The 25,148-nt window shown below is 71.0% G+C and carries 25 protein-coding genes and 1 riboswitch; of the genes, 19 read left to right on the top strand and 6 right to left on the bottom strand.

The features are described from left to right. Positions 1-288: 288 nt before the first annotated feature. Positions 289-933 (bottom strand): TetR family transcriptional regulator, encoded by a 645-nt coding sequence (locus ACTWQE_RS02590; protein WP_443327121.1) that lies wholly within the window; start codon positions 931-933, stop codon positions 289-291. Between the two features lie 150 nt (positions 934-1,083). Between ACTWQE_RS02590 and ACTWQE_RS02595 the strand changes: the two genes are divergently transcribed. Further along, a complete protein-coding gene (locus ACTWQE_RS02595) occupies positions 1,084-2,310 on the top strand; it encodes an acyl-CoA dehydrogenase family protein (RefSeq protein ID WP_443327122.1) in 1,227 nt (408 codons plus the stop codon). 66 nt (positions 2,311-2,376) lie between these two features. On the opposite strand, the gene ACTWQE_RS02600 is transcribed toward ACTWQE_RS02595, so the two are convergent. Further along, a complete protein-coding gene (locus ACTWQE_RS02600) occupies positions 2,377-3,129 on the bottom strand; it encodes a TIGR03943 family putative permease subunit (protein WP_443327123.1) in 753 nt (250 codons plus the stop codon). Beyond that, the gene (locus ACTWQE_RS02605; protein ID WP_443327153.1) at positions 3,126-4,019 is read right to left on the bottom strand and encodes a permease; all 894 of its coding nucleotides are present in this window, start codon (positions 4,017-4,019) and stop codon (positions 3,126-3,128) included. The genes ACTWQE_RS02600 and ACTWQE_RS02605 overlap by 4 nt, the downstream gene beginning before the upstream one ends. Before the next feature lie 705 nt (positions 4,020-4,724). Further along, positions 4,725-4,899: riboswitch (cyclic di-AMP (ydaO/yuaA leader) on the top strand. Positions 4,900-4,904: 5 nt separating this feature from the next. Between ACTWQE_RS02605 and ACTWQE_RS02610 the strand changes: the two genes are divergently transcribed. After that, complete coding sequence (locus ACTWQE_RS02610) at positions 4,905-6,134, top strand: transglycosylase family protein (RefSeq protein WP_443327124.1); 1,230 nt, start codon at positions 4,905-4,907, stop codon at positions 6,132-6,134. A 495-nt stretch (positions 6,135-6,629) separates the two neighbouring features. Beyond that, the gene (locus ACTWQE_RS02615) at positions 6,630-6,980 is read left to right on the top strand and encodes a hypothetical protein (RefSeq protein WP_443327125.1); all 351 of its coding nucleotides are present in this window, start codon (positions 6,630-6,632) and stop codon (positions 6,978-6,980) included. 79 nt (positions 6,981-7,059) lie between these two features. Here the strand turns inward: ACTWQE_RS02615 and ACTWQE_RS02620 are convergent, their stop codons facing one another. Further along, complete coding sequence (locus tag ACTWQE_RS02620) at positions 7,060-7,839, bottom strand: SDR family NAD(P)-dependent oxidoreductase (RefSeq protein ID WP_443327126.1); 780 nt, start codon at positions 7,837-7,839, stop codon at positions 7,060-7,062. Then, positions 7,836-8,333, bottom strand: coding sequence for a cupin domain-containing protein (locus tag ACTWQE_RS02625; RefSeq protein ID WP_443327127.1), 498 nt, complete (start codon positions 8,331-8,333; stop codon positions 7,836-7,838). The genes ACTWQE_RS02620 and ACTWQE_RS02625 overlap by 4 nt, the downstream gene beginning before the upstream one ends. Before the next feature lie 338 nt (positions 8,334-8,671). Here ACTWQE_RS02625 and ACTWQE_RS02630 point away from each other — a divergent pair, with 338 nt between their 5' ends. The 8 genes from ACTWQE_RS02630 (at position 8,672) to ACTWQE_RS02665 (ending at position 17,520) form a co-directional block, all read left to right on the top strand. Beyond that, entirely contained in the window at positions 8,672-9,922 is a 1,251-nt protein-coding gene (locus tag ACTWQE_RS02630) for a transglycosylase family protein (protein WP_443327128.1), read from the top strand. Between the two features lie 147 nt (positions 9,923-10,069). Next, positions 10,070-11,155 (top strand): hydrogenase expression protein HypE, encoded by a 1,086-nt coding sequence (locus ACTWQE_RS02635; RefSeq protein ID WP_443327129.1) that lies wholly within the window; start codon positions 10,070-10,072, stop codon positions 11,153-11,155. 72 nt (positions 11,156-11,227) lie between these two features. After that, positions 11,228-13,009, top strand: a complete 1,782-nt coding sequence (locus tag ACTWQE_RS02640) for a nickel-dependent hydrogenase large subunit (protein WP_443327130.1) — start codon at positions 11,228-11,230, stop codon at positions 13,007-13,009. 39 nt (positions 13,010-13,048) lie between these two features. Continuing rightward, positions 13,049-13,999, top strand: coding sequence for a NifU family protein (locus tag ACTWQE_RS02645; RefSeq protein ID WP_443327131.1), 951 nt, complete (start codon positions 13,049-13,051; stop codon positions 13,997-13,999). A gap of 32 nt (positions 14,000-14,031) precedes the next feature. Continuing rightward, complete coding sequence (locus ACTWQE_RS02650) at positions 14,032-14,673, top strand: DUF5947 family protein (RefSeq protein ID WP_443327154.1); 642 nt, start codon at positions 14,032-14,034, stop codon at positions 14,671-14,673. After that, the gene (locus ACTWQE_RS02655; protein ID WP_443327132.1) at positions 14,670-15,368 is read left to right on the top strand and encodes a DUF6084 family protein; all 699 of its coding nucleotides are present in this window, start codon (positions 14,670-14,672) and stop codon (positions 15,366-15,368) included. Before ACTWQE_RS02650 ends, ACTWQE_RS02655 begins: the two co-directional genes overlap by 4 nt. After that, a complete protein-coding gene (locus ACTWQE_RS02660; protein WP_443327133.1) occupies positions 15,365-16,840 on the top strand; it encodes a hypothetical protein in 1,476 nt (491 codons plus the stop codon). Before ACTWQE_RS02655 ends, ACTWQE_RS02660 begins: the two co-directional genes overlap by 4 nt. Next, entirely contained in the window at positions 16,837-17,520 is a 684-nt protein-coding gene (locus ACTWQE_RS02665; protein ID WP_443327134.1) for a hydrogenase maturation protease, read from the top strand. The genes ACTWQE_RS02660 and ACTWQE_RS02665 overlap by 4 nt, the downstream gene beginning before the upstream one ends. 35 nt (positions 17,521-17,555) lie before the next feature. Here ACTWQE_RS02665 and ACTWQE_RS02670 read toward each other — a convergent pair whose 3' ends face one another. Then, complete coding sequence (locus ACTWQE_RS02670) at positions 17,556-17,954, bottom strand: helix-turn-helix transcriptional regulator (protein ID WP_443327135.1); 399 nt, start codon at positions 17,952-17,954, stop codon at positions 17,556-17,558. 103 nt (positions 17,955-18,057) lie between these two features. Between ACTWQE_RS02670 and hypA the strand changes: the two genes are divergently transcribed. The 8 genes from hypA to ACTWQE_RS02710 form a co-directional block, all read left to right on the top strand. After that, entirely contained in the window at positions 18,058-18,477 is a 420-nt protein-coding gene (hypA, locus tag ACTWQE_RS02675; RefSeq protein ID WP_443327136.1) for a hydrogenase maturation nickel metallochaperone HypA, read from the top strand. Beyond that, positions 18,461-19,231: a hydrogenase nickel incorporation protein HypB gene (gene hypB / locus ACTWQE_RS02680; RefSeq protein ID WP_443327137.1), complete on the top strand. Its 771-nt coding sequence runs from the start codon at positions 18,461-18,463 to the stop codon at positions 19,229-19,231. The genes hypA and hypB overlap by 17 nt, the downstream gene beginning before the upstream one ends. A 23-nt stretch (positions 19,232-19,254) precedes the next feature. Next, a complete protein-coding gene (gene hypF / locus ACTWQE_RS02685; protein WP_443327138.1) occupies positions 19,255-21,720 on the top strand; it encodes a carbamoyltransferase HypF in 2,466 nt (821 codons plus the stop codon). 9 nt (positions 21,721-21,729) lie between these two features. Then, positions 21,730-22,068, top strand: a complete 339-nt coding sequence (locus tag ACTWQE_RS02690) for a HypC/HybG/HupF family hydrogenase formation chaperone (RefSeq protein ID WP_443327139.1) — start codon at positions 21,730-21,732, stop codon at positions 22,066-22,068. After that, positions 22,065-23,201 (top strand): hydrogenase formation protein HypD, encoded by a 1,137-nt coding sequence (gene hypD / locus ACTWQE_RS02695; RefSeq protein ID WP_443327140.1) that lies wholly within the window; start codon positions 22,065-22,067, stop codon positions 23,199-23,201. The genes ACTWQE_RS02690 and hypD overlap by 4 nt, the downstream gene beginning before the upstream one ends. A gap of 25 nt (positions 23,202-23,226) precedes the next feature. Then, positions 23,227-24,324, top strand: coding sequence for a hydrogenase expression/formation protein HypE (gene hypE / locus ACTWQE_RS02700; protein ID WP_443327155.1), 1,098 nt, complete (start codon positions 23,227-23,229; stop codon positions 24,322-24,324). A 28-nt stretch (positions 24,325-24,352) separates the two neighbouring features. Further along, positions 24,353-24,736, top strand: coding sequence for a hypothetical protein (locus ACTWQE_RS02705; RefSeq protein ID WP_443327141.1), 384 nt, complete (start codon positions 24,353-24,355; stop codon positions 24,734-24,736). Between the two features lie 150 nt (positions 24,737-24,886). After that, positions 24,887-25,148: GNAT family N-acetyltransferase (locus tag ACTWQE_RS02710; RefSeq protein ID WP_443327142.1), on the top strand; the 262-nt coding region annotated here is incomplete at its 3' end.

Below are 25,148 nucleotides of genomic sequence, written 5' to 3' on the forward strand. Positions count from 1 at the left end.
CGGCTGCCGACAGTACCCGCAGGTGTGCCGACGGGCTCACCGCCCTGCTCACGGAGGGCGCCGGCACCACGACGGCCGCGACCAGGCCCACGGCGTTCGCCGTCCGGTACGGGCCTCGACCGCGGGGCGGGTACGTCCTGGCCCTCCCGTTCGAGGGCACCTGTTCTCCGCCGCGCGCTGCCTCCGAAGCCTCAGGCCGGGAGAGCCGACTCCTCCCGGCCCCTCGCCTTCGGCATGGGGGCCGGGGCCGGCCCCGGAGAGTCAGGGGAAGAGGAGCCCGCCGGGCTCTCAGAAGGCGGGTCCGCCCTCGCGGTCGCCGGCCTCGGCCAGCCGCCCCCACAGCAGATCCGCGAGGTGCCGCACCAACTGGGCCCGGGTGCAGGGACGTTCGCGCAGCCACCAGTCACCGGCCGCGTGCATCATGCCGACGATGCCGTGGCCCCAGACCCGGGCGGCCTCGTCCCCGTCGGGGCCGAGGTCGACACGTTCGGCGATGACCTGGGCGAGTTCCTCTCCCATGCGGCGCAGCAGGGGAGCGGAGTGACGGCCCACGTCGAAGCCCGCCTCGCCGGGCTGGCCCTCGTCGGAGGGGTGCATGAGGAACCGGTAGACCTGGGGTCTCGCCTCGATCGCTGCGAGATAGGTGTCCAGGGTGGCCTCGACCCGGTCGCGGCGCTCCGCGGGGGCGTCGAGCGCCGCGCGCAGCCCGTCGAGCAGGGCGTCGGTGTGCCGTACGGCCAAGGCGCGGTACAGCCCCCCCTTGTCGCCGAAATGCCGGTAGAGGATCGGCTTGGTGATACCGGCCTCCGCGGCGATGGCGTTCATGGATGCCCCGGGCCCGTCACGCAGCACGACCCGGTCCGCGGCCTCCAGCAGTTCCTTGCGCCGTCGCTCCGCGGCCCGCTGCTGATCGTCCCGCTGAGTGGTCTCCATGACGTCTCTCCCCGCCCGTGCGTGCGCTCTCGATGCCTGCGCAACGTAACACCTGCGATTCCGAAGACCGGAGGGGAGCGGGGAGTTGACAGGCTCTACTGGCCGGTAACAGACTGCAGTTACCGCAAGTAACAAGCAGGTGGAGGGGACATGGCCGAGTTCTCGCTCGAGCTGAACGACGACCAGAAGGCCGTCCGGGACTGGGTCCACGGTTTCGCCGCGGATGTTATCCGCCCGGCCGCGGCCGAGTGGGACGAACGGGAAGAGACGCCGTGGCCGGTGATCCAGGAAGCCGCGAAGATCGGCCTGTACTCCCTCGACTTCTACGCCCAGCAGTTCTTCGACCCGACGGGCCTCGGCATTCCCCTGGCCATGGAAGAGCTGTTCTGGGGCGATGCGGGCATAGCCCTGTCGATCGTGGGCACCGGCCTCGCCGCGGTAGGAGTTCTCGCCAACGGCACCGAGGACCAGATAGGCACCTGGATCCCGCAGATGTACGGCGATGTGAACGACGTCAAGGTCGCCGCCTTCTGCTCCTCCGAGCCCGACGCGGGTTCGGACGTCGCCTCGATGCGCACCCGCGCGGTCCACGACGAGGCCAAGGACGAATGGGTCCTCAACGGCACCAAGACCTGGGCGACCAACGGCGGCATCGCCGATGTCCATGTGGTCGTGGCCATCGTGGACCCGGAGCTCGGCTCCAAGGGGCACGCCTCCTTCATCGTCCCGCCGGACACCCCCGGCCTCTCCCAGGGGCAGAAGTTCAAGAAGCACGGCATCCGTGCCTCGCACACCGCCGAAGTCGTCCTGGAGAACGTGCGCGTTCCCGGCCACTGTCTGCTCGGCGGCAAGGACAAGCTCGACGAGCGCATGGCCCGCGCCCGCGAGCGCGCCCAGTCCGGCGGCGAGCGCCTGAAGAACGCCGCCATGGCCACCTTCGAGGCCTCTCGCCCCGCCGTCGGCGCCATGGCGGTCGGCACCGCCCGCGCCGCGTACGAGTTCGCCCTCGACTACGCAAAGACCCGCGTGCAGTTCGGCCGCCCGATCATCGACAACCAGGGCGTCGCCTTCCAGCTCGCCGACATGCGCACCCGGATCGACGCGGCCCGCCTGCTGGTGTGGCGCGCCTCCTGGATGGCCGCGACGGGCACGCCGTTCACGTCCGCGGAAGGCTCCATGTCCAAGCTGTACGCCAGCGAGACGGCCAAGAAGGTCACGGCCCAGGCCATCCAGATCCTCGGCGGCAACGGCTTCACCCGCGAATACCCGGTCGAGCGGATGCACCGCGACGCCGCGATCTACACGATCTTCGAAGGCACGAGCGAGATCCAGCGCCTGGTGATCGCCCGCTCCCTCGCGGGCCTCCCCATCCGCTGACCCGGCCGCCCGGCCCCCTCAAGGCCTCGGGGCCGGGCGGATACCGGACGGCCCGGCCCCCGGTGATCAGTAGCGAGGTGCGGGGTCCCCGTACGGGTTCGCGGGCCGCGCGACGGGCCGTACCTCCTCCACGTCGAGAGCCGCCTCCGCCGAGGCCGTGCCCACCTTGCCGAGGGGGCGCCAGCTGCCGGTCACACTCACCCAGGCGTCGGCCCGCGGGGGAGTGCCGCCGTGCATTTCGACCTTGACCGACTGGGAGTCCGCCGCGCAGCAGCTCAGGATCAGACGGGTCAGGTACCAGCCGCCGCCCTTCCCGGGGGTGACGAAGCCGGTCATCCGGACCGTACGGTCCTCAAGGCTGCGGCGGGTGTCCTGGCGCGCGCGTGAGCTGAACTCCGAGAGCGAGATGACCAGCGGGGACCTGTCGGGAAGGGGCGAGAACCGCACGTCCTCCTCCACGGTGCCGGTGTTCTCCCGGGCGGCGGTGTACGAGCCGAGCGCGGGCGGGGTGAAGAGGAGCAGGGTCAGCGCGGGCAGAAACAGCAGCCAGGCGATCCGCGGCCCTCCGCTGTGGTCATGACCGTGCCCGTGATCGTCCTCGGCCCCTGCGGCGTCGGGCACGTCGGCCGGCCCCGAGAACAGGAAGCCGTCCCGGCCGGCGCCCACGAGCCCCAGGGCGACCAGGATGACGCCGGAGACGATGAGCGGAAGGCGCAGCCCCTCCTTCACATACCGCAGATACACCTCGCTGAAGAGTGAGATGTGCAGCACTCCGGCCCCGGACAGCAGAAGCAGCAGTACCTGGATGTTCCGCTTCACAGCACCCACCATCCGGTCAGCACGCTGCACACGACGGCCACCACCGCGGTCGTCGAGGAGAATCTGAGGGCGAACGCCCGGCCGAAAGTACCCGATTGCAGGGCGATGAGCTTGAGGTCGACCATCGGGCCCACCACCATGAAGGTGAGCCGGGCCGTGGGGGAGAAGCCGCTCAGCGAGGCGGCGACGAACGCGTCGGCCTCGGAGCAGACCGCGAGGACGATGGCCAGCCCGGCGAGGAAGAGGACCGAGAGCCACGGCGATCCGGAGAAGGTGTCCAGCACCGACCGCGGTACGACGACATTGAAGGTCGCCGCCGCCATCGCCCCCAGCACCAGGAATCCGCCGGCGTGGAGAAAGTCGTGCTGGAAACCGAGCCGGAATTCCTCCCACCGGCTGTGGCCGGGCCGGTGCCCGGTGCGGTGGGCCGGAAGGCGCAGCCATTCCTCGCGGCCCAGCCGGATCCACAGCCAGCCCATCGTCGCCGAGGTGATGAGCGAGGCGAGAAGCCTGGCCACCACCATCCCGGGATCGCCGGGGAAGGCGACGGCTGTCGCGGTGAGCACGACGGGGTTCACGGCGGGAGCGGAGAGAAGAAACGTCAGTGCGGCGGCCGGAGCCACCCCCCGCCGGATCAGGCTCCCCGCGACCGGCACCGACGCGCATTCGCACCCGGGCAGGACCACGCCGGCGGCACCGGCGACGGGGACCGCGAGGGCGGGTCGCTTCGGCAGGATCCTGCTGAACGCCTGCGCCGGGACGAACGCGTTGATCGCGCCCGAGAGCGCGGTGCCCAGCAGCAGGAAGGGCAGGGCCTGGACCACGATGGCCACACAGACCGTGCGCCAGGCTTGCACGGCGGGGTGGGCAGGCCATACGCCGGTGCCCATGACCAGGACGGCCGCGACGCCGAGGACGAGCACTCCGGTCGCGAGAACAGGTTTCACGGACCGCCCGGACCGTGGATGCCGCGCTGTCGCCCCGGGCGCGGGGCTCGCGGGCGGCGAAGGGCCGATCAGCTTTTCCGCTCTCTGGACCTCTTCCGCACTCTGCACACTGACTCCGCACGTCCGCGACCGGGGCCCTCACGATATCCGGGGCACAGGCGTACACCGGGGACGCCACCACCGTGAACCCAGCAGCAAATAGTTCGGTTCGCCGGATATGCGATCCCTCGCGCAATCTCATCCCCATGATGGCGGCACTGCGGAAGCGGGCCGCAAACACCTACCCAATACCTCTATTACAGCAAAACCGAAGAGCACTACTAAAACGGACAATTGGGCGTCTCGTGACTCATCTCACAACACGATTCTCGTGATGTGATCCCGCGCACTCGAAAAGGGCACTTCCGGGCAACTCGGTTACCCGCTGCAGAGTGTGAGAGTCATTCAGTAGCAATCCCTATCGCTCTCCGCTGAAGATCCGCAGCAAAGCGTGACGCAAAGCCGAGTGGATCTGCTGAAAAGTGATTCCGAGGAATACCTGGGACTTGTCGTGAAGAAATTGCTGCGCTTACTTTTACCGCTGCCCGCCCCAGAGAAGAGCGGGTGCCCATCTGCCGGAGCGCCGAGTCCTGCCGCCGGCCGGGGGAGAAACAACAAACGCACCAGGGCAGGAGCGGGGGAACCAGGTAAGTGCCGGGCCACGCACTGTGCGAGGAACGGCTTGGGGTGAAGACGTGCCGCAGCACTCAATGCTGCTCAGGGCGCGGCCGGGCAACTCCAGCCCGAACCCGACAGCTCACCTCGTAGGCGTAGGAGAGGAATACCCCTATGTCTGCACGCGGACGTCACCGCCGGCACAGTCCCGGCCGTATTTCCCGAGTGTCTCTCGCTGCCGTTGCCGGTGGCGCCGGTCTCGCCCTTCCCCTCATGTCGGTCGGCTCGGCGCACGCCGCCTCCGTCGACACCTGGGACAAGGTCGCGGACTGCGAGAGCACCGGCAACTGGAGCATCAACAGCGGCAACGGCTTCTACGGCGGCCTGCAGTTCACCCAGGACACCTGGACGGCATTCGGCGGCACCGAGTACGCGCCGCGCGCCGACCAGGCGACCAAGGACCAGCAGATCGCCATCGCGGAGAAGGTTCTGGACAGCCAGGGCCCCGGAGCCTGGCCGGTGTGCTCCGGCAAGGCCGGACTGACCCAGGGCGGCGCCGCCCCGGAGATCTCCCCCCAGGGGAAGAAGGCCGAGGCCCCGGCCAAGGCCGAGTCCGCACCGAAGGACCGGAGCAAGCCGGCCGCGGACAAGGCGGAGTCGAAGCCGGAGTCGTACACCGTCGTCAGCGGCGACACTCTGTACCGGATCGCCACCACCCGGCACATCGAGGGCGGCTGGCACCAGGTCTACCAGGACAACCGCGAGGTCGTCGGCGGCAACCCGCACCTGATCCTCCCCGGCCAGAAGCTCACCCTCGGTGGCGGCAAGGCCGAGGCAGCGCCGAAGTCCGAGGCTCCCAAGGCCGAAGCCCCGAAGGCCGCCAAGCCCACGGCCGAGCCGAAGGCCGCGCCCAAGGCTGAGCCGAAGCCGGAGCCGAAGGCCGAGAAGGCCGAGAAGGCCGCTTCCCAGGACAAGAGCTCCTCGGACCAGGCCGCGTCGGGCTTCACCGCCCCGGTCGGCAACACCACGGTGGGCACCCCGTACCACCAGTCCGGTTCCAGCTGGTCCAGCGGCTACCACACCGGTGCGGACTTCCCCGTCCCCACCGGCACCCCGGTGAAGGCCATCGGTGCGGGCGAGATCGTCTCCGCGGGCTGGGGCGGCTCCTACGGCAACCAGGTCGTCGTCCGCCACGCGGACGGCAAGTACAGCCAGTACGCCCACCTGTCCTCGCTGTCCGTCTCGGCAGGCCAGTCCGTCAGCGGCGGCCAGCAGCTCGGCCTGTCCGGCTCGACCGGCAACGTCTCCGGCCCGCACCTGCACTTCGAGGTGCGCACCGGCCCGGACTACGGCTCGGACATCGACCCGATCGCTTACCTCCGGGCGCACGGCGTCAGCATCTGAGGACCGGCACCCAGGACCGGGTCGCCACCTGACGACCCTTCCTGACGGACCGAGGCGCCCGCCCCCGCGATGCGGGGGCGGGCGCCTCGGTGTTGTCCGGGAGCCCTGTGGCCCGTTCGCGAACGGAAAGCGCCCCTGGGCCCCGCCCCGCCCCGCCGAAGGCCGGGAGTGTACGTGCCCGAGGTGTGGCCGGCTCCCCTCAACGACTGCCGGGAGCCCCACCCGGACGGCGTCCCGCGGAGCGCCGCGGGCCGGAATGGGCCAGTCGGACCAGAACCCCCGGCTCCCGGGCGCCACACGCCGCCCGGTGCCGTACAGCGCCGGCCGCACGCTCGGCGAAAAGCCCGGCAGGCCCCGGAAGGCCGTCACCGGGCCGCCGATGCGGCCGGATGGGTGATCCCGACGCCGATCCGCAACCGTGTCGCCGAAGCCGCCGTCGGAACGGGAGACCATAACTTCCCCCCGATCGATGGGGACTTGAAGGAGGCACCGCTCATGGCCGATCCGATGGCCGTCACCATGGAACTCCCCGCACGGGACCAGGGCACCACGGACCGGGCCCGCGCCCTGTCGCCGGCCGACGGGCTGCGGCTTCAGCTCCACGCCGAACTCACCAGAGCCGCGGTCCCACCGCACCCCGATGACCTCCGGGTCATCCACGACCTCGCCCAGTTGGACCAGGACGCGGTCGGGACGATCGTCCGCTGGCTGCGACAGGCCGCGGGCAGCACCGTCACACTGCCGCCCCGCACGGTCGGCCGTGCCGCGGGCGCGGTACCGGCCACGACGCCCCTCTCCACGCCGGATCCCGCCACCCGCGTCGACCCCCGTCTGCTCCCCTGGTGACCGTTCCCGTACGCATGAGGGACCCCATGGCCGTACGCATGAGGGACCCGATGGCCGTACGCAGTACCGCGTCGGCCGCTCACCACGTCGGCCGCGCCATCACCCCGCCGTCCACCACGAGGTCGTGGCCGGTGACCCATGCGGCCATGGATGAGGCGAGGAAGACACACGCACGGCCGATGTCGGCGGGGCGGCCGAGCCGTCCGAGGGGCGCGGCACCCCGGTAGCGCTCCACGCCCTCCGGCCATTCCTCCTCGATGCCCGGCCGGTGCACCAGCCCGGGGGAGACGGTGTTCACGCGGATCCCATACGGGCCGTACTCCAGGGCGGCCGCACGGGCGTGCTGGATCAACGCGGCCTTGGAGGCGGCGTAGTGCGCGTGCCCCGGGGCGGGGGAGGAGCCCTCGATGGACGCGATATGCGTGACCGTGCCCGCCGTACCCGCCCGCCGCATCATGCCGACCGCAGCCTGGGTGCAGCTGAACGCGCTGGTGAGATTGGTGTCGACCACCGCGCGCCAGTCGTCCGCGGTCATCGACGCCAGGTCCTGTACGGGCTGGATTCCGGCGTTGTTGACGAGTGCGTCCACCCTCCCGAAATGGGAGAGCGCCTCCTCCATCAGCCGGGTGCAGTCCGCCTCGCCCGCGAGGTCGGCGGCCACGGCCCGTGCCGCACCGCCCTGTCCGGTGATCCGGTCCACGAGCCGGTGAACGCGCTCCGCGCTCGTACGGTAGTGGGCGATCACCCCGGCGCCGGCGCAGGCGAACTCCCAGGCGATACCGCCTCCCACCGTGCCCCCGGCGCCGGTGACCACAGCCACCAGCCCCTGGAGATCCGGGAGTTGGCTCCGCCCGCTCATGAGGCCCGGCACAGGGTGCGGATGAGGGCGGCGTGCAGCGGATGGCGTGCGCTCAGCTCCTCCCCGTCCCCGCCCTCGTAGTCGTCAGGCGTGAATCCGGGGGCCATCGTGCAGCCGAGAAGGGCGCGTTCACCGCCGGGGCGCACCCGGGCACCCATCCAGGTGCCGCCGGGCACGACGTACTGGACGTGCTGACCGGCGAGCACGTCCTGGCCGAGGATCTCGAGCCGGGACCCGCCCCCGGGCTCCAGCAGCAGCAGTTCCACCGGGTCGCCCAGGTAGAAGTGCCATACCTCGTCACGCGGCAGACGGTGCATCGCGGAGAAGTGCTCCTCCGCGACCGATAGCAGGACGAGGATCGCCGAGCCGGCGGGGTGTCCGTCCGGCCGTTCGGGCCCGGCCCACGTCCGCCGGAAGAGGCCGCCTTCCAGCGGCAGGGGCTCCAGGCCGTAGATCCGGGCGAGTTCTTCCGCCGAGGGGATGGGGACCGGCATGCATTGCCTCCGGGTCGATGGGGCCGGCCTTGCGGAAACGGAGAAATGGAGACTTCCGGGACCGGGGTCCGTCATATGTGGTGCACGTCACAGTAGGGTGCTTCCGCTTCGCTCTCTGCGCCCGGACGCCTGCATTCCGGCCATTTTCGATAGCCGGAGCAGTTCCTTCGCGTCAATTCCCAGGGCCCGTCCGCACCCTGAAGTCCATGGTGGACGAAGCGAGATGACGCCCTTTCACACAAGCCATCCTATCGATCTTCAGGAATTGGCACACTCTGGTGGTCGTGGATTGCCCCATAAAACCTTGGCGCGCCCGCGCGCAGGAGAGGAAGCACTCTATGCCCGCCCGTGGACGCCATCGCCGTTACCAGCCGAACCGCATCTCGCAGGCATCCCTGACCGTGACCGCCGGCGGCGCGGGTCTGGCCCTGCCCCTGATCGGGGTCTCGGGTGCGAGCGCGGCACCCGTGGACACCTGGGACCGGGTTGCCGAGTGCGAGAGCACCAACGACTGGGACATCAACTCCGGCAACGGCTTCTACGGCGGCCTGCAGTTCACCCAGGCCACCTGGGAGGAGTACGGCGGGACCGCCTATGCGCCCCGCGCGGATCTCGCGACCCGGGACCAGCAGATCGCCGTTGCCGAGAAGGTGCTCGACGGCCAGGGGCCCGGCGCCTGGCCGATCTGCTCCGTCCGAGCCGGTCTGACCCGGGACGGGGCCGCTCCCCGGATCGCTCCCGCCGCGGAGAAGAGGACTCCCGGGAAGGCCGCCACGGCGCGTACGTCCGCCACGCCCGCCAGTCCCGGGCAGCGGCCGGCCGCCGACCGCGCCGACCGTACGAGGCCCGAGACCTACACCGTCGCAGCCGGGGACAGCCTCTACACCATCGCCCGCGTACGCGATGTCGACGGCGGCTGGGAGCGGCTCTACGAGACCAACCGCGACGTCGTCGGCGGGGACCCGGACCTGATCCTGCCCGGCCAGCGGCTCTCCCTCGACGGCAAGGCGCCCACCACCGACAGGTCCCGGCCGGTGCGTTCGGACCGTCAGAGGACGGAGCACCGCGCGGCCCAGCCGAAGACCGAGCGGAAGACCGCCCCGAAGACCGCCCCGAAGGCCGCGCCGAAGGCGAAGCCGAAGCACAGGGCGGAGCAGCCGGCCACATCGCAGGCCGCCGCGCGGGGCTTCACGGCACCTGTCAGCGGAGTGAGCCCCGGCACCGCCTACCGGGCCTCGGGCAGCAGCTGGTCCCGGGGTTACCACACCGGCGTCGACTTCCCCGTCGCGACCGGTACCTCCGTCAGGGCGATCGGCAGCGGTGAGGTCGTCTCGGCGGGCTGGGGCGGGGCGTACGGCTACGAGATAGTGATCCGCCACGCGGACGGAAAGTACAGCCAGTACGCCCATCTCTCCGCGGTGTCCGTCCGGCCCGGCCAGTCGGTGACCGGCGGCCAGCGCATCGCCCGTTCGGGCTCGACCGGTAACAGCACGGGCCCGCATCTGCACTTCGAGGTACGCACCGGCCCCGGTTTCGGTTCCGATATCAATCCCCTCGCCTACCTGCGCGCCAAGGGCGTCAGCATCTGAGCGGAGCTCCGCTTCTCCTCGGTTTCTCCTCGGTCCTGCGGGCCATAGGGACATCCCGCACTTACCGGCGTCCACGCCGGTGGGCTATCCCGGATAGGAAGGGCGGGCAGTGCCGCGCGCGCCCGCAGGATCCGGAGGAGGACGTCCATGAGCGAGACCACCGTCACCTCCGCCGATGCCGGAACAGTCGACGGAGAAAAAGCAGAAGAAGCCCCCATTCACATACTGTGGATCAATGCGGGCCTGAGCTGTGACGGTGACTCCGTCGCGCTGACGGCCGCCACCCAGCCAACTATCGAGGAAATCGCTCTCGGGGCCCTTCCCGGGTTGCCCAAGGTCGCCGTGCACTGGCCGCTGATCGATTACGAATGCGGTCCGGTCACGGGCGCCGACACCTTCATCGAGTGGTTCTTCAAGGCCGATCGCGGGGAGATCGAGCCCTTTGTGCTGGTCATCGAAGGATCCATTCCGAATGAGGCGATCAAGCGGGAGGGCTACTGGTGCGGCTTCGGGGACAACCCCGAGACCGGCCAGCCCATGACCACCAGTGAGTGGATCGACCGCCTCGCACCCAAGGCCCTGGCCGTCGTGGCGCTCGGCACCTGTGCGACCTACGGCGGGATCCACGCCATGGAGGGCAACCCGACCGGCGCCATGGGTGTGCCCGACTACCTCGGCTGGGACTGGACGTCCAAGGCGGGCATCCCCATCGTCTGCGTGCCCGGCTGCCCGGTGCACCCCGACAACGCCTCGGAGACGCTCACGTATCTGCTCTACCAGGCCGCCGGGTCGGCGCCGATGATCCCGCTGGATGACGAACTGCGCCCCACCTGGCTCTTCGGCTTCACCGTCCACGAGGGCTGCGACCGCGCGGGCTACTACGAGCAGGGCCAGTTCGCCCATGAGTACGGATCCCCGCAGTGCCTGGTCAAGATCGGCTGCTGGGGCCCGGTCGTGAAGTGCAACGTGCCCAAGCGCGGCTGGATCAACGGCATCGGCGGCTGCCCCAACGTGGGCGGCATCTGCATCGCCTGCACGATGCCGGGGTTCCCCGACAAGTTCATGCCCTTCATGGACGAGCCGCCGGGGGCCGCCGTCTCCAGCACGGCGAGCGGAGCGTACGGAGCCGTGATCCGGAAGCTGCGCGACATCACCGCCAGGACGGTCGACAAGGAACCGAAGTGGCGGCGCAGGGGGGACAAGATCCTGACCGGATACCGCCCGCCGTGGTGATCCCGCGCGCGGACTCGAGGCCGCCGACCGCGGCAGTCTGACACCGACGGTTGAGGAAAGGTACCCGAAGCCATGGCACCGAAGACGAAGAAAGCGGCGGACAGCGACCTGCTCGAGATGTCGTGGGACCCGATCACACGCATCGTCGGCAGCCTCGGCATCCACGCCAAGGTCGACTTCAAGCAGAAGCGGGTGGCGGAGTGCTACAGCACCTCGTCCGTCTTCCGCGGGTACAGCGTCTTCATGAAGGGCAAGGACCCTCGGGACGCCCACTTCATCACCAGCCGCATCTGCGGCATCTGCGGGGACAACCACGCCACCTGCTCGGTCTACACCCAGAACATGGCCTACGGTGTGGTGCCTCCGCACCTCGGCGAATGGATCATCAACCTCGGTGAGGCCGCCGAGTTCATGTTCGACCACAACATCTTCCAGGAGAACCTGGTAGGGGTCGACTACTGCGAGAAGATGGTCCGCGAGACGAACCCGGGCGTGCTCGAACAGGCCGAGCGCACCGAGGCACCGCACGCGGCCGACCACGGCTACCGCACCATCGCCGACATCATGCGCTCGCTCAACCCGCTCGAGGGCGAGTTCTACCGCGAGGCGCTCCAGGTCAGCCGGATGACCCGGGAGATGTTCTGCCTGATGGAGGGGCGGCACGTCCACCCGTCCACCCTCTATCCCGGCGGCGTCGGCACGGTCGCGACCATCCAGCTGTTCACCGACTACCTCACGCGCCTCATGCGCTACGTCGAGTTCATGAAGCGCGTCGTCCCGCTCCACGACGACCTGTTCGACTTCTTCTACGAGGCCCTTCCCGGGTACGAGGAAGTGGGGCGGCGCCGGGTGCTGCTGAACTGCTGGGGCGCGCTCAACGACCCCGAGTACTGCGACTTCACCTACCGCAACATGAGCGAGTGGGGCCGCCGGATGTTCGTCACCCCCGGCATCATCGTGGACGGCGAGCTCATCACCAACGACCTGGTGGACATCAACCTCGGCATCCGCATCCTGCTGGGTTCCTCCTACTACGACGACTGGGTCGGGATGGAGAAGTTCGTCGAGCGGGACCCGCTGGGCAATCCCATCGACGCCCGCCATCCCTGGAACCAGCACACCATCCCCGCGCCGCAGAAGCGCGACTTCGACGGCAACTACAGCTGGGTGATGTCGCCGCGCTGGTTCAACGGCACGGAACACCTCGCGCTGGACACCGGCGGAGGCCCGATCGCCCGGCTGTGGTCGACGGCGCTGAACGGACTGGTCGACATCGGCTACGTCCAGGCCACCGGCCACAGCGTGAAGATCAACCTGCCCCGGACGATGACCAAACCCGAGACCACCTTCGAGTGGAAGATCCCGCGCTGGAGCAACGCCATCGAGCGCAACCGCGCACGGACCTACTTCCAGGCCTATGTCGCGGCCGCCGCCCTGCACTTCGCCGAACAGGCGATGGAGGAGGTCAGGTCCGGCCACACCCAGACCTGGGAGAGCTTCGAGGTCCCCGACGAGTCCATCGGCGTCGGCTTCACCGAGGCCGTACGCGGGGTGCTGTCCCACCACATGGTGATCCGCGACGGCAAGATCGCCAACTACCACCCGTACCCGCCCACTCCGTGGAACGCCAGTGTGCGCGACTCCTACGGAACGCCCGGCCCCTACGAGGACGCCGTGCAGAACACACCCATCTTCGAAGAGAACCCGGTGGAGACCTTCAAGGGCATCGACATCATGCGCACGGTGCGCAGCTTCGACCCCTGTCTGCCCTGCGGGGTGCACATGTACCTCGGCAGCGGCAGGACCCTGCAGCAGACCCATGCTCCCACCGGCATGAGCGGACTGGGCGGCTGACCGGAGCGGTCCCGCCGGCGACCGGCAGGGAGGTGCGTCATGAGTGCGGCAGCGAAGGAACAGGAGCAGGTCGGCCGACGCGTCGAGGAACTCCTCGAGGCTCTCGACCGTACCGTCGGACCCGAGGCGCGCGACACCGCCGACGAACTCGTCCGTGCCCTCGTGGAGTTCTACGGTGCGGGCCTGTCCAGAATCATGGAACTGCTGGCGTCGGCGGAACCCGGCACGTCCCCCGTCGAGGTCCTCACCGACGACGAACTCGTCCGCGGTCTGCTGATCCTGCACGACCTGCACCCCGAGGACACCATGACCCGGGTGGGGCGCGCGCTGGACGAAGTGCGCCCGTACCTCGGCTCCCACGCCGGTGATGTGGACGTCATCGGTCTCGACCCGGACACCCAGATCCTGCGCCTGCGGCTGCGCGGCAGCTGCGAGGGCTGCCCGTCCTCGGCCCAGACGGTCCGCTGGACCATCGAAGGCGCGGTGGCCCGCGCCGCCCCCGAGGTCGCGGGGGTCGAGGTCGAGGGCGTCGAGCAGCAGCAGCCGGGCGAACCGGCGCTGCTCCAGATCTCCTCCCGGCCCCCCGATGCCCCCGGTGTGTCCGGTGCTCCCGGTGCTCCCGGTGCTCCCGGTGCCGCCGGGGCCGTGCCGGGCGGCGACGAGGACGTCCAGTGGCACACCCTCGACCGCCCGCCGCTGCCCGCCGTCGGCGAGAGCACCGTCCACGAGACCGCCGGGATACCACTGCTCCTCATCCGGCTCCCGGGCCACCTCTACGCCTACCGCGACCACTGCCCTGCCTGCGCCGCGCCGGTCCATGACGGCACGCTCGACGGCGAACTGCTGCGCTGTGCGCACTGCGCCGCGGAGTACGACGTCCACCGTGCGGGCCGGGGGGCGCGGGGACACCTGGAACCGGTCCCGCTGCTGGAGGAGGACGGTGGGATACGGGTCGCCCTGCCCGGTGTGCTGCAAGGAGCGGGACCGTGACCGCCCGCCCCGCACCGGACGCGGCGGACCCGGTGGGCAACCGGGCGCCCGCCCTTCCGGGCCTGCGCCGCTTCACCCGGCGTCCCGAACCGGGAGTGGAGCGCTGCGAACTGTGCGGCGAGCCGCTGCGCCAGGAGCACCGGCACCTGGTCGACATCCACAGCCGGGCGCTCAAATGCGCCTGCACGGGCTGCCATCTGCTCTTCACCCGCCCCGGCGCCGGTGGCGGACGGTTCCGCGCGGTCCCCGACCGCTACCTCGCGGACCCCTCGTTCACCCTCGACGACGCCGACTGGAACCGGCTTCAGATCCCCGTCGGCCTCGCCTTCTTCTTCCGCAACTCGGCAATGGACCGCCTCGCCGCCTTCTATCCCAGCCCCGCCGGCGCCACGGAGAGCGAACTGGACCCGGAGACCTGGCAGACCGTTCTCGGCGACAGCCGTCTCGCGGCCGTCCTCGAACCCGATGTGGAAGCCCTGCTGGTACGCCGTACCCACGACGAACCGGGGGAGTGCTTCCTCGTCCCCGTCGACGCCTGCTACGAGCTGGTGGGACGGATGCGGCTGCACTGGCAGGGCTTCGACGGCGGAGCCGAGGCGAGGGCGGACCTGGCGGCCTTCTTCGAACGGGTACGCGACCGGGCGCGCCCCTACGAGGAGGGGAGCGGGCCGTGACCGACCTGGCCTTCAGCTGCACGGACGTCCGCCCCGAGCCCTACGGGGCCGGACCGACCCTGCTCTTCCGGCTGCGTATCGAGGAGACCGAGGGCGCCCCCGTACACGCCATCGCCCTCCGCTGCCAGATACGGATCGAGCCCGTGCGCCGGCGCTACGAACCGGGGGAGGCGGAGCTGCTGGGCGACCTGTTCGGCGAGCCCGGCCGATGGGGCACCACTCTCAAGCCTCTGCAGTTCGCCCATACGTCCCTCACCGTCCCCGGCTTCACCGGCTCGACGGAGACGGACCTGCCCGTGGTGTGCACCTACGACATGGAGGTGGCCTCCGCCACCTACTTCCGGGCCCTGGCCGGTGGCGAGGCACCGCTGCTGATGCTCTTCTCCGGAACCGTGTTCAGCGGTGACCGCGGGTTCCGCGCCGAGCCGATCCCCTGGCACAAGGAGGCCCGGTTCCCGCTGCCGGTCCAGGTGTGGCGGCAGATGATCGAACAGTACTTCCCCAACTGCGGGTGGCTGCGGCTGCGCCGCGACTGCCTGGACTCCTTGCAGAGGTTCCGCTCGTCACGGGCGTTGCCGTCCTGGGAGCGCGTCGTCGAGGAACTGCTGCACACCGCCGAAACCGAGCCCCCGAAGGGAGCCGGCCGGGGCGGCCCGGACGGCGCCGGAGCCGAAGGAAGGGAGTGGGCGACATGACCACCGACACCGGTGCCGACGCCGTCGCCCGCGTCCTCGAAGGGTTCGCCGACGCCCGCACGGTCGCCGACGCCGTGCTCTTCGAGGGCTATGTGCTCTATCCCTACCGTGCCTCCGCCGGGAAGAACCGGCTGCGCTGGCAGTTCGGGGTCCTGGTCCCCCCGGCGTGGGAGGAGGCGGGCGGGGAGCACGCCGAGCAGCGCACCGATTGCCTGCTCGAACCGCGCAGAGCCGACCGGCTCCTGGCGGAGCTGCGCTTTCTCCACGTACGCCGCCGTACGGTCGAACGCCTCCACGCCGACGGCCGGTCCTTCGGGGACGTGCCCGAGCTGGAACTGCCCGACCGGGTGATCGTCCCCTGGGACGAGGGCGTGACCGAGCAGATCGAACTCTCGCTACCCCTCGCCGAGTTGGCTGTACCCGGGCACTCCGTGGCCTTCCACCGGCCCGAGTCGGTCGAGTACGAGCCGGTCCGGGACGGCGGCGGGCGGACCGTCGGCCGGATGGTGCGCACCCGGCAGCGGGTGGAGGGAGAGATCCGCCTCGCCGCCGAACCCGTGCCCGGCCCGTACGGCGCGATGCGTCTGACCGTGACCGTCCGCAACACCTCGCCGTGGGCTCCCGGCCCGGACAGCGGCCGGGACACGGCCCTGACGCACAGCCTGGTCGCGGCCCATCTGCTGCTGGGGCTGCCCGGCGGGCGCTTTCTGTCGATGACGGACCCGCCGCAGTGGGCGCGCCCCGCCGCCGAGGCCTGCCGCAACGAACACACCTGGCCCGTCCTGGCGTCCGGCCCCGACCACCGGGACGTCCTGCTCTCCTCGCCGATCATCCTCGAGGACCACCCGCGGATCGCCGACGAGAGCCCGGGGGCGCTGTACGACGCCACCGAGATCGACGAGATCCTCTCGCTGCGCACCGCGGCCCTCACCGAGCGGGAGAAGCGCGAGGCGCGCGGCACCGACGACCGGGCGGCCGACGTCATCGAGCTGGTGGACGACATGCCGGCGCCGGTGATGGAGCGGCTGCACGGCGCCATCCGGGGCCTGCGGGAGATCACGGAGGAGGAGACCGGCCCCTCGGACGGACCGGGGCGTCCGTCCGTACCGCGGTTGCCGACCGGTCCAGGACTGCCCTGGTGGGACCCCGGCAACGACCCCGAGGCCGATCCCGCGCGGGACGCCGTCCTCGTAGCGGGGCGGGCGGTCCGGGCGGGGAGCCGGGTGAGGCTGCGGCCGGGGCTGCGCCACACCGACGCCCAGGACATGTTTCTGCACGGCCGGTACGCCACGGTCGAGGCGGTCCTGCGCGATCTCGACGGCGAGGTCCATGTCGCGGTGGTGGTGGACGGCGACCCCGGCGCCGATGTCCGCCGCGACCAGGGACGCTTCCTCTACTTCAAGCCGGATGAGATCGATCCCCCGGACGAGGAGCGGCCTCTGACGGCGGCCGGGCCCGGGGAGGACGGATGACGAGCGCGCCCCGGCCCGCGGCCGCCACCGGGAACCGCACTCTGATCGCCGGGGTGGGCAACATCTTCCTGGGCGACGACGGCTTCGGCGTCGAGACCGTCCGCAGGCTCACCGGGCGACCGCTCCCCGGCGGAGTGGAGATCATGGACGTCGGCATCCGAGGGGTCCATCTGGCGTACCGGCTGCTCGACGGATTCTCCCGGCTCGTGCTGGTGGACACCACCGCTCGCGGCGCCGAGCCCGGAACGGTGTATCTGATCGACGCGACCGCACAGGCCCTGCCCTCGGCAGCGGCCCAGGCAGCCGCGCCTCTCGACGGCCACGGCATGGACCCCGCCTCCGTGCTGGCCCTGGCCGGAGAGCTGAGCGCCGGAGCGGGCGGGTCGGTCCCCGACCAGGTGCTGGTGGTGGCCTGCGAGCCGCTGTGCACCGAGGAGGGCATCGGCCTCAGCGCACCCGTCGCGGCCGCGGTCGATCACGCGGTCGGTCTGGTTCTGGAGGTCGCCGGACAGCCGTACCACGGCACCGGGGACAGCACGTCGCACAAAGGAGACCGGAATGGATCGGATATGGATCGGCGCGGCGGTGGCCGTGACGACACTGGGTACCGCGTACGTCCTGGCACGGACCCTGCCGGACATCCGGCGCTACCTCCGGATCCGCAGGATGTGACGCCGTGAGCACGCGCTTCGAGAACCTGAGGCCCGGGCAGGGCCTACGAGGGCCGGGTCGCCCGGCGGCCGGTCTTCGACGGCCTCGCCTCGGTTCCCGGCGCCCCCGCGGGCAGTTGGGCGTACCGCTCCAGGAAGACATGGAGCGTCTCGTGCAATTCGCCCAGGCGCAGGAACCACAGCGCCAGTTCCATGGCTCCCTGCGGGGTGATCTCGTACTGCCGCCGCGCCGGCCCGGTTTCCGACGCGCGCCACGAGGACGCGAGCATCCCTTCCTTCTCCATACCGCGCAGCAGGCGGTAGACGCTCGCCGACTCGCAGCCCGCCCAGCCGAACGCCTGCAGTCGCTGGAGCAGCTCGTAGCCGTGGTCGGGCCGCTCGGCCAGCAGCAGCAACAGGACGGGGACGATCAACCCGCGCCGTCCCGTTCCGTGAACGGTCATGGTGCAGGCCTCCTGCCGGAAAGCGCCAACCGCGGGGAAGGGGTCTCCTCCGTCCACCGTAGTGATCCGCAACGGGACCGGCGAGCGGTGGAGGTGAGGGGTCGTGCATGAGCTGTCCATCGCCCTGGCCATCGTGGCGCAGGTGGAGGAGGCGGCCCGGGCCCACGGAGCGCGGCGTGTCGCATCGCTGCGCGTCCGTATCGGCGAACTGTCCGGCGTGGTGCCCGACGCCCTCGCCTTCTCCTTCGGGCTGGCCACCGAAGGCACCGTGCTGGCCGGCGCGCAGCTGATCACGGAGCTGGTCCCGGCCCGCGCCCGGTGCGCGGAGTGCGGACGGGAGACCGCGCTCGGCGTGCCACCGGCCCTGTGGTGCCCCGACTGCGGCGAGCCCTTCACCGAAGTGCTGAGCGGACGCGAGCTGGACATCGGCGACGTGGTGCTCCACGACACCGACGACCCGCCCGGGACCGACGGACCCGAAGACGGCACCCCCGAGGAGGCAGCCCATGTGCCGAGTCGTTGACCTGCAACAGGCGGTGCTCGCCCAGAACGATGAGCGCGCCCTCGACCTGCGCCGCTATCTCGCGGACCGCGGCACGGCCGAGGTGAACCTGCTCTCCAGCCCCGGCAGCGGCAAGACGGCTCTGCTGGAACTGCTTCTCGCCCGCGCCGTCCGCCGGGGGGTCTCCTCGGCGGCGGTCACCGCGGATCTGGCCACCGAGAACGACGCCCGCCGCCTCGCCACCGCGGGCGCGCCGGTCAAACAGGTACTCACCGACGGCCTCTGCCATCTGGAGGCCGGCATGCTCCGGAGCCATCTGGAGGACTGGCTTCCGGACGGCACCCGCCTGCTGTTCGTCGAGAACGTCGGCAATCTGGTCTGCCCCGCCTCGTACGACCTCGGGGAGACCCTGCGGATCGTGCTCGGCTCGGTCACCGAGGGCGAGGACAAGCCGCTCAAGTACCCCACGGCCTTCGGCCTCGCCAACCTCGTGACGATCACCAAGACCGATATCGCCGACGCCGTCGCCTTCGACGCGGAGGCCTTCCACCGCCATGTCCAGCAGGTCAACCCCGGTGTGCCGGTCGTGGAGACCTCCGCCCGTACCGCGGCGGGCGTCGACGCACTGCTCGACGCGGTCCTCGCCGTCGCCGAGGGGGCCCCGGTCCACCAACCGCCGCTCGCCCGGACGCACCAGCAGCACATGCACCGGCACGACCATGCCGCACACGATGGTGGCGAGGACCACCACCACCCGGCGGCCGTACCCACCTAGCCGCAACGCTCCGAGGGACCCCCATGAGCCGCCCGATCACACGAACAGCCGCCCCCGCCGCCACCCCGGCGCGGGAGCGGCTCAGGGTGTCCGTGCGCGGAGTGGTGCAGGGCGTGGGCTTCCGGCCGTTCGTCTATGCCCTCGCCGGCGAACTGGGCCTCAGCGGCTATGTCACCAACACCCCCGAAGGCGTGGAGGCCGAGGTCGAGGGCCGCCCCGCCGACGTCGCCGCGTTCTGCGAACGGCTCGCCGGCCAGGCCCCTCCGCTCGCGGTCGTCGAGTCCGTCACCCACGAGGCCGTGCCGGGGCGCGGCGGAACCGGCTTCGCCATCCGCGCCTCCGAGGGCGGCACCGGGCGTACCCTCGTCTCGCCCGATGTGGCCACCTGCGACGCCTGCCTGGCCGAGTTCATGGACCCCGAGGACCGCAGATACCGGCACCCGTTCATCACCTGCACCCACTGCGGACCGCGGTTCACCGTCGTCACCGGCCTGCCCTACGACCGCGCCAGGACGACCATGGCGCGCTTCCCCCTGTGCGCCGACTGCGCCCGCGAGTACGAGGACCCGGCCGACCGCCGCTTCCACGCCCAGCCCGTCGCCTGCAACACCTGCGGGCCCCGCCTCCGGCTCGTCCGCCGCCGCGCCGACCCCCGCCCGCTCACCGGGGAGGACGCGCTCGCCGAGGCGCGGCGGCTCATCGCGGCCGGCTCCGTCGTCGCGGTCAAGGGCCTCGGCGGCTACCACCTGGCCTGCGACGCGGGCGATCCGGCCGCCGTACGCACCCTGCGCAAACGCAAGAACCGCGGCGACAAACCCTTCGCCGTGATGACCCGCTCCCTGGCCACCGTCGAACGGCTCGCCCATGTGGGCCCGGGGGAGAGGGAGCTGCTCACCGGCAGCCGCCGACCGGTGGTCCTGCTCCGACGCCGTACATCCGCGGAGACCGCGGCCGTGGCCGATGCCGTCGCGCCCGGCAGCCCCGACCTGGGCTTCCTGCTGCCCTACACGCCGTTGCACCACCTCCTCCTCGGCTTGCCCGGCGACCCGGAAGGCCCGGCGGTCCTCGTCATGACCAGCGGCAACCGCTCCGGAGAGCCCATCGTCACCGATGACGAGGACGCGCTCACCCGCCTCGAAGGGCTGGCCGACGCCTGGCTCACCCACGACCGACCCATCCACGTCCCCTGCGACGACTCGGTCGTACGCTTCTGCGGCGGCGAGGAGTTGCCGGTGCGCCGCTCGCGCGGCTACGCCCCCTTCCCCGTCGCCCTGCCCGTGCCCGTGGACCCGGCCCTGGCCGTCGGCGGGGATCTGAAGAACACCTTCTGCGTCGCGGAGGGCCGCTACGCCTGGCTGTCCGCACACGTGGGCGACATGGACGACCTGGCGACCCTGCACGCCTTCGAGACCGCCACCGGTCATCTGCGGGAACTGACCTCCGTCACACCCGAGTTGCTGGTCGCCGACCGGCACCCCGGCTACCGGTCGGGGCAGTGGGCGCAGCGCGGCGGGGCGGGACGGCCCCTGCGCCGGGTGCAGCACCACCACGCGCATGTCGCCTCCACCATGGCCGAACACGGCCTGGACGGTTCCTCCCCGGTCATCGGGGTCGCCTTCGACGGGACCGGGTACGGCGACGACGGCGCGGTGTGGGGCGGGGAAGTGCTGGTGGCCGACTACGACGGATTCCAGCGCTTCGCGCACCTGGCGTACGTCCCGCTGCCCGGCGGCGACGCGGCCGTACGCAACCCGTACCGGATGGCGCTCTCCCATCTGCGGGCCGCGGGGCTGCCGTGGGAGGAGGACCTGCCGTGCACGGCGGCCTGTCTCCCCGGTGAGCGCCGCCTGCTGGCCCGGCAGTTGGAGCGCGGCCTCAACTGCGTCCCGACCTCGAGCATGGGGCGGCTGTTCGATGCGGTGTCCTCGCTGGCCGGGGTCTGCCACCGCGTCGACTACGAGGCGCAGGCCGCCATGGAGTTGGAGAACGCGGCGCTGAAGCGCCTGGAGGACTGCGGCCCCGGATACCGGTTCGCCCTGGGGCCGGCAGCCGTCGAGGCGGGCGTGGTCCGGTCGGAAGCTGCCGGGCAGGGCCCCGTCGGGCTGGGTGAGGACGGCCCGCTGCTCGCCGACCCCGGCCCCGTACTCGCCGCGGCCGTGGAGGATCTGCGGTCCGGCGAGGCGGCAGGCCTGGTGGCGGCCCGTTTCCACCTCGCCGTGGCCGCTCTGGTGCACACGATCTGCGCGGCCGCCCGGGAGCGCACCGGTCTGGAGACCGTGGCCCTCACGGGAGGGGTGTTCTGCAACGCCGTGCTCACCGTGGCCTGCGCCGAGACGCTCGGCGCGGGCGGATTCACCGTACTGCGGCACCGGAAGGTGCCTCCCAACGACGGCGGCCTGGCCCTGGGCCAGTTGATGGTCGCCGCACGGTCCCGGTCCCGGCCTCCGGCGGAACACCCGCTGCCGACCGGTCCACAGGCGACGAGCTGAGGAGGAGCTATGTGCCTGGCCGTTCCCGGCAGAGTGCTGGAGATCGAAGAGCGTGACGGAACCCGGATGGCGCGCGTCGACTTCGGCGGCGTGGTCAAGGACGTGTGCCTGGAGTATCTGCCCGACATGCAGGTGGGCGACTACGCCATCGTGCATGTGGGCTTCGCCCTGCAGCGGCTGGACGAGGAGTCCGCCAAGCAGACGCTGGAGCTGTTCGAGAACCTCGGCGTCCTCGACGAGGAGTTCGGTGACGCCTGGGGCCGCGCCGCCAAGGAGGCAGGGGCCCAGCGCCCTGCCGACACCGACACCGGCCCCGGCAACGACCCGTCGAAGGAGGCACAGTCGTGAAGTACCTCGACGAGTTCAGTGACCCCGTACTGGCCAAGCGTCTCTTCGACGACATCCGCTCCACCGTCACCAGGCCCTGGTCGCTGATGGAAGTGTGCGGCGGGCAGACGCACTCGATCATCCGGCACGGTATCGACCAGCTGCTGCCCGACGGCATCCAGCTCATCCACGGACCGGGCTGCCCCGTGTGCGTCACCCCGCTGGAGATCATCGACAAGGCGCTGGACATCGCCGCCCGGCCCGACGTCATCTTCTGTTCCTTCGGCGACATGCTGCGGGTACCGGGCAGCGGCCGCGATCTGTTCAAGGTCAAGAGCGAGGGCGGGGACGTACGGGTCGTCTACTCGCCGCTGGACGCGCTGAAGATCGCCCGTGAGAACCCGGACCGGCAGGTCGTCTTCTTCGGAATCGGCTTCGAGACGACCGCACCCCCCAATGCGATGACCGTCTACCAGGCGCGGAAGCTCGGTATCGAGAACTTCAGCCTGCTGGTGTCGCATGTGCGGGTCCCGCCGGCGATCGACGCCATCATGAACTCGCCCGACTGCCGGGTCCAGGCCTTCCTCGCCGCGGGACACGTCTGCACGGTGATGGGGATCCAGGAGTACCCCGGACTCGCCGAGCGGCACCGGGTCCCGATCGTGGTCACCGGCTTCGAGCCGCTGGACATCCTCGAGGGCATCCGCCGCGCCGTACGTCAGCTGGAGGCGGGCGAGCACACGGTGGACAACGCCTACCCGCGGGCGGTCCAACCGGACGGCAGCCCGGCCGCCAAGGCGATGCTCGCCGATGTCTTCGACGTCACCGACCGCGCCTGGCGGGGCATCGGCATGATTCCCGACAGCGGATGGCGGCTGTCGGAGAAGTACCGCCACTACGACGCCGAGCACCGGTTCGCGGTGACCGGCATCACCACGCAGGAGTCCACGGTCTGTCGCAGCGGCGAGGTCCTGCAAGGGCTGATCAAGCCCCATGAGTGCGCGGCCTTCGGCAAGCAGTGCACCCCGCGCAATCCCCTCGGCGCGACGATGGTGTCCAGCGAGGGCGCCTGCGCCGCGTACTACCTCTACCGCAGGCTGGCCGAGCCGCCCGCGTCCACGTCGACGGAGGAGGAGGCGACTTCCGTTGGTTGATCCGACCGGCACACATGTCGCGCAGCTGCACGACGCCATTCCGCAGGTGGGTGCCGCGGCCGACCCGGCGGCCGCACCGGACTTCTCCGGCTGGACCTGTCCGGCCCCGCTGCGCGACCAGGAGAAGGTGGTGATGGGACACGGCGGCGGCGGGGCGCTGTCCGCGGAGCTCGTGGAGCACCTGTTCGCCCCGGCCTTCGGCGGCGAGGAGCTCGCCGAACTGGGGGACTCGGCCACCTTGAGGATCGGTGGAGCACGGCTCGCCTTCTCCACCGACTCCTTCGTGGTGCGGCCCCTGTTCTTCCCCGGCGGGAGCATCGGGGACCTCGCGGTCAACGGCACGGTCAACGACCTGGCGATGAGCGGCGCGCGCCCGGCCTATCTGTCGTGCGGTTTCATCCTGGAGGAGGGAGTCGAGCTCTCGGTCGTCGGCCGGGTGGCACAAGCTCTCGGCGCCGCCGCCAAGGAGGCGGAGGTCGTGGTGGCCACCGGCGACACCAAGGTCGTCGACGCCGGGCACGGGGACCAGATCTTCATCAACACCTCGGGGATCGGGGTGATCCCCGAGGGCGTGGACATCCGGCCACAGCGCGCCAGGCCGGGAGACGTGGTGATCGTGAGCGGTGCGCTCGGATCGCACGGTGTCGCGATCATGAGCGTCCGCGAAGGCCTGGAGTTCGGGGTGGAGATCGAGAGCGACACCGCCGCCCTCGCCGGGCTCGTCGACACCATGCTCGGCGCCTGCCGGGACCTGCACGTCCTGCGCGACCCCACGCGCGGCGGCCTCGCCACCACCCTCAACGAGATCGCCGCGGCATCGGGGGTGGGCGTCACCCTCCAGGAGCGGAGTCTCCCGGTACCGGACGCGGTGGCCAACGCCTGTGCGTTCCTCGGCCTCGACCCGCTGTACGTGGCGAACGAGGGCAAGCTCGCCGCCTTCGTGCCCCGGGAACACGCCGAGGCCGTCCTGGCGGCCATGCGCTCCCACCCCCACGGAAAAGAGGCAGTGATCGTCGGCGAGTGCGTCGAGGAACACCCCGGCATGGTGGTGGCGGCCACCGGCCTCGGCGGCACCCGCGTGGTCGACGTACCGCTCGGCGAACAGCTGCCGCGTATCTGCTGACCCATGGAACACAGGAGGCGAAACGGTCATGGCCAAGGACAAGCACCCGCCCGCGGGTGAAGGCCCCACCCGCCACAAGGGCAAGGAACAGCACGGTTGGGCACCCGATGCGGGCAAGGCTGACGAGGAGGTCGCGAAGAGCGCGCGGCGGTCCTTCGAAACCGGCAAGCACGGCGGTGGACGTGGCAAGGGCCGCGAGGAGTCGCAGGAGGAGAAGCACGGCACCACCGAGGCCGGCCGGAGCGACACGCGCGGCGGCGAGGAGACGGGCCGCTCCAAGAAGGGCTTCGAACCCACCGGCCCCAAAGGACGGTCCCGTCGGCCTGCCGGACGGACCAAGGGCGAGGAGTGGAGCGGCGTCGGCGAGAAGCCGCCCCCCGTTCCGAAGGCGAACGAGGACAAGGACGAGTAGGGGTGTGCCCTCCGTGTTGAGGGCACACTCTGTCGCCGGCGGGCGTGACCGGCAGAGCCGGTTCACCGCCGTAGGGATGGTAGTCGGGCTGACTGAGTGCCACGGCTCGAATCCCTGGCGCCCGACGGGGAATTGAGCGAGCATCGGGGCGTGCGGATCGACATCGTGGCCTACGACCACCCCGACGCGTCCCGGCTGGTCGACGCGGCCCAGCAGGATGAGGCGGACCGCTACGGGGACGTGGACAGGACGCCGGTCCACGCGGCCGAATTCGCTGTGCCGCTCGGTCTGTTCCTGGTCGGCTACCTCGGCGGGACGGCCGTGGCCTGCGGCGGATGGCGTGTCCATGGCTCCGACGCCGCCGAGCTCAAGCGCCTGTACGTGGCGCCGCCCGCACGTCGCAGGGGATGTG

This window comes from Streptomyces sp. 8N706, assembly GCF_052245415.1.
Classification (GTDB): Bacteria; Actinomycetota; Actinomycetes; order Streptomycetales; family Streptomycetaceae; genus Streptomyces.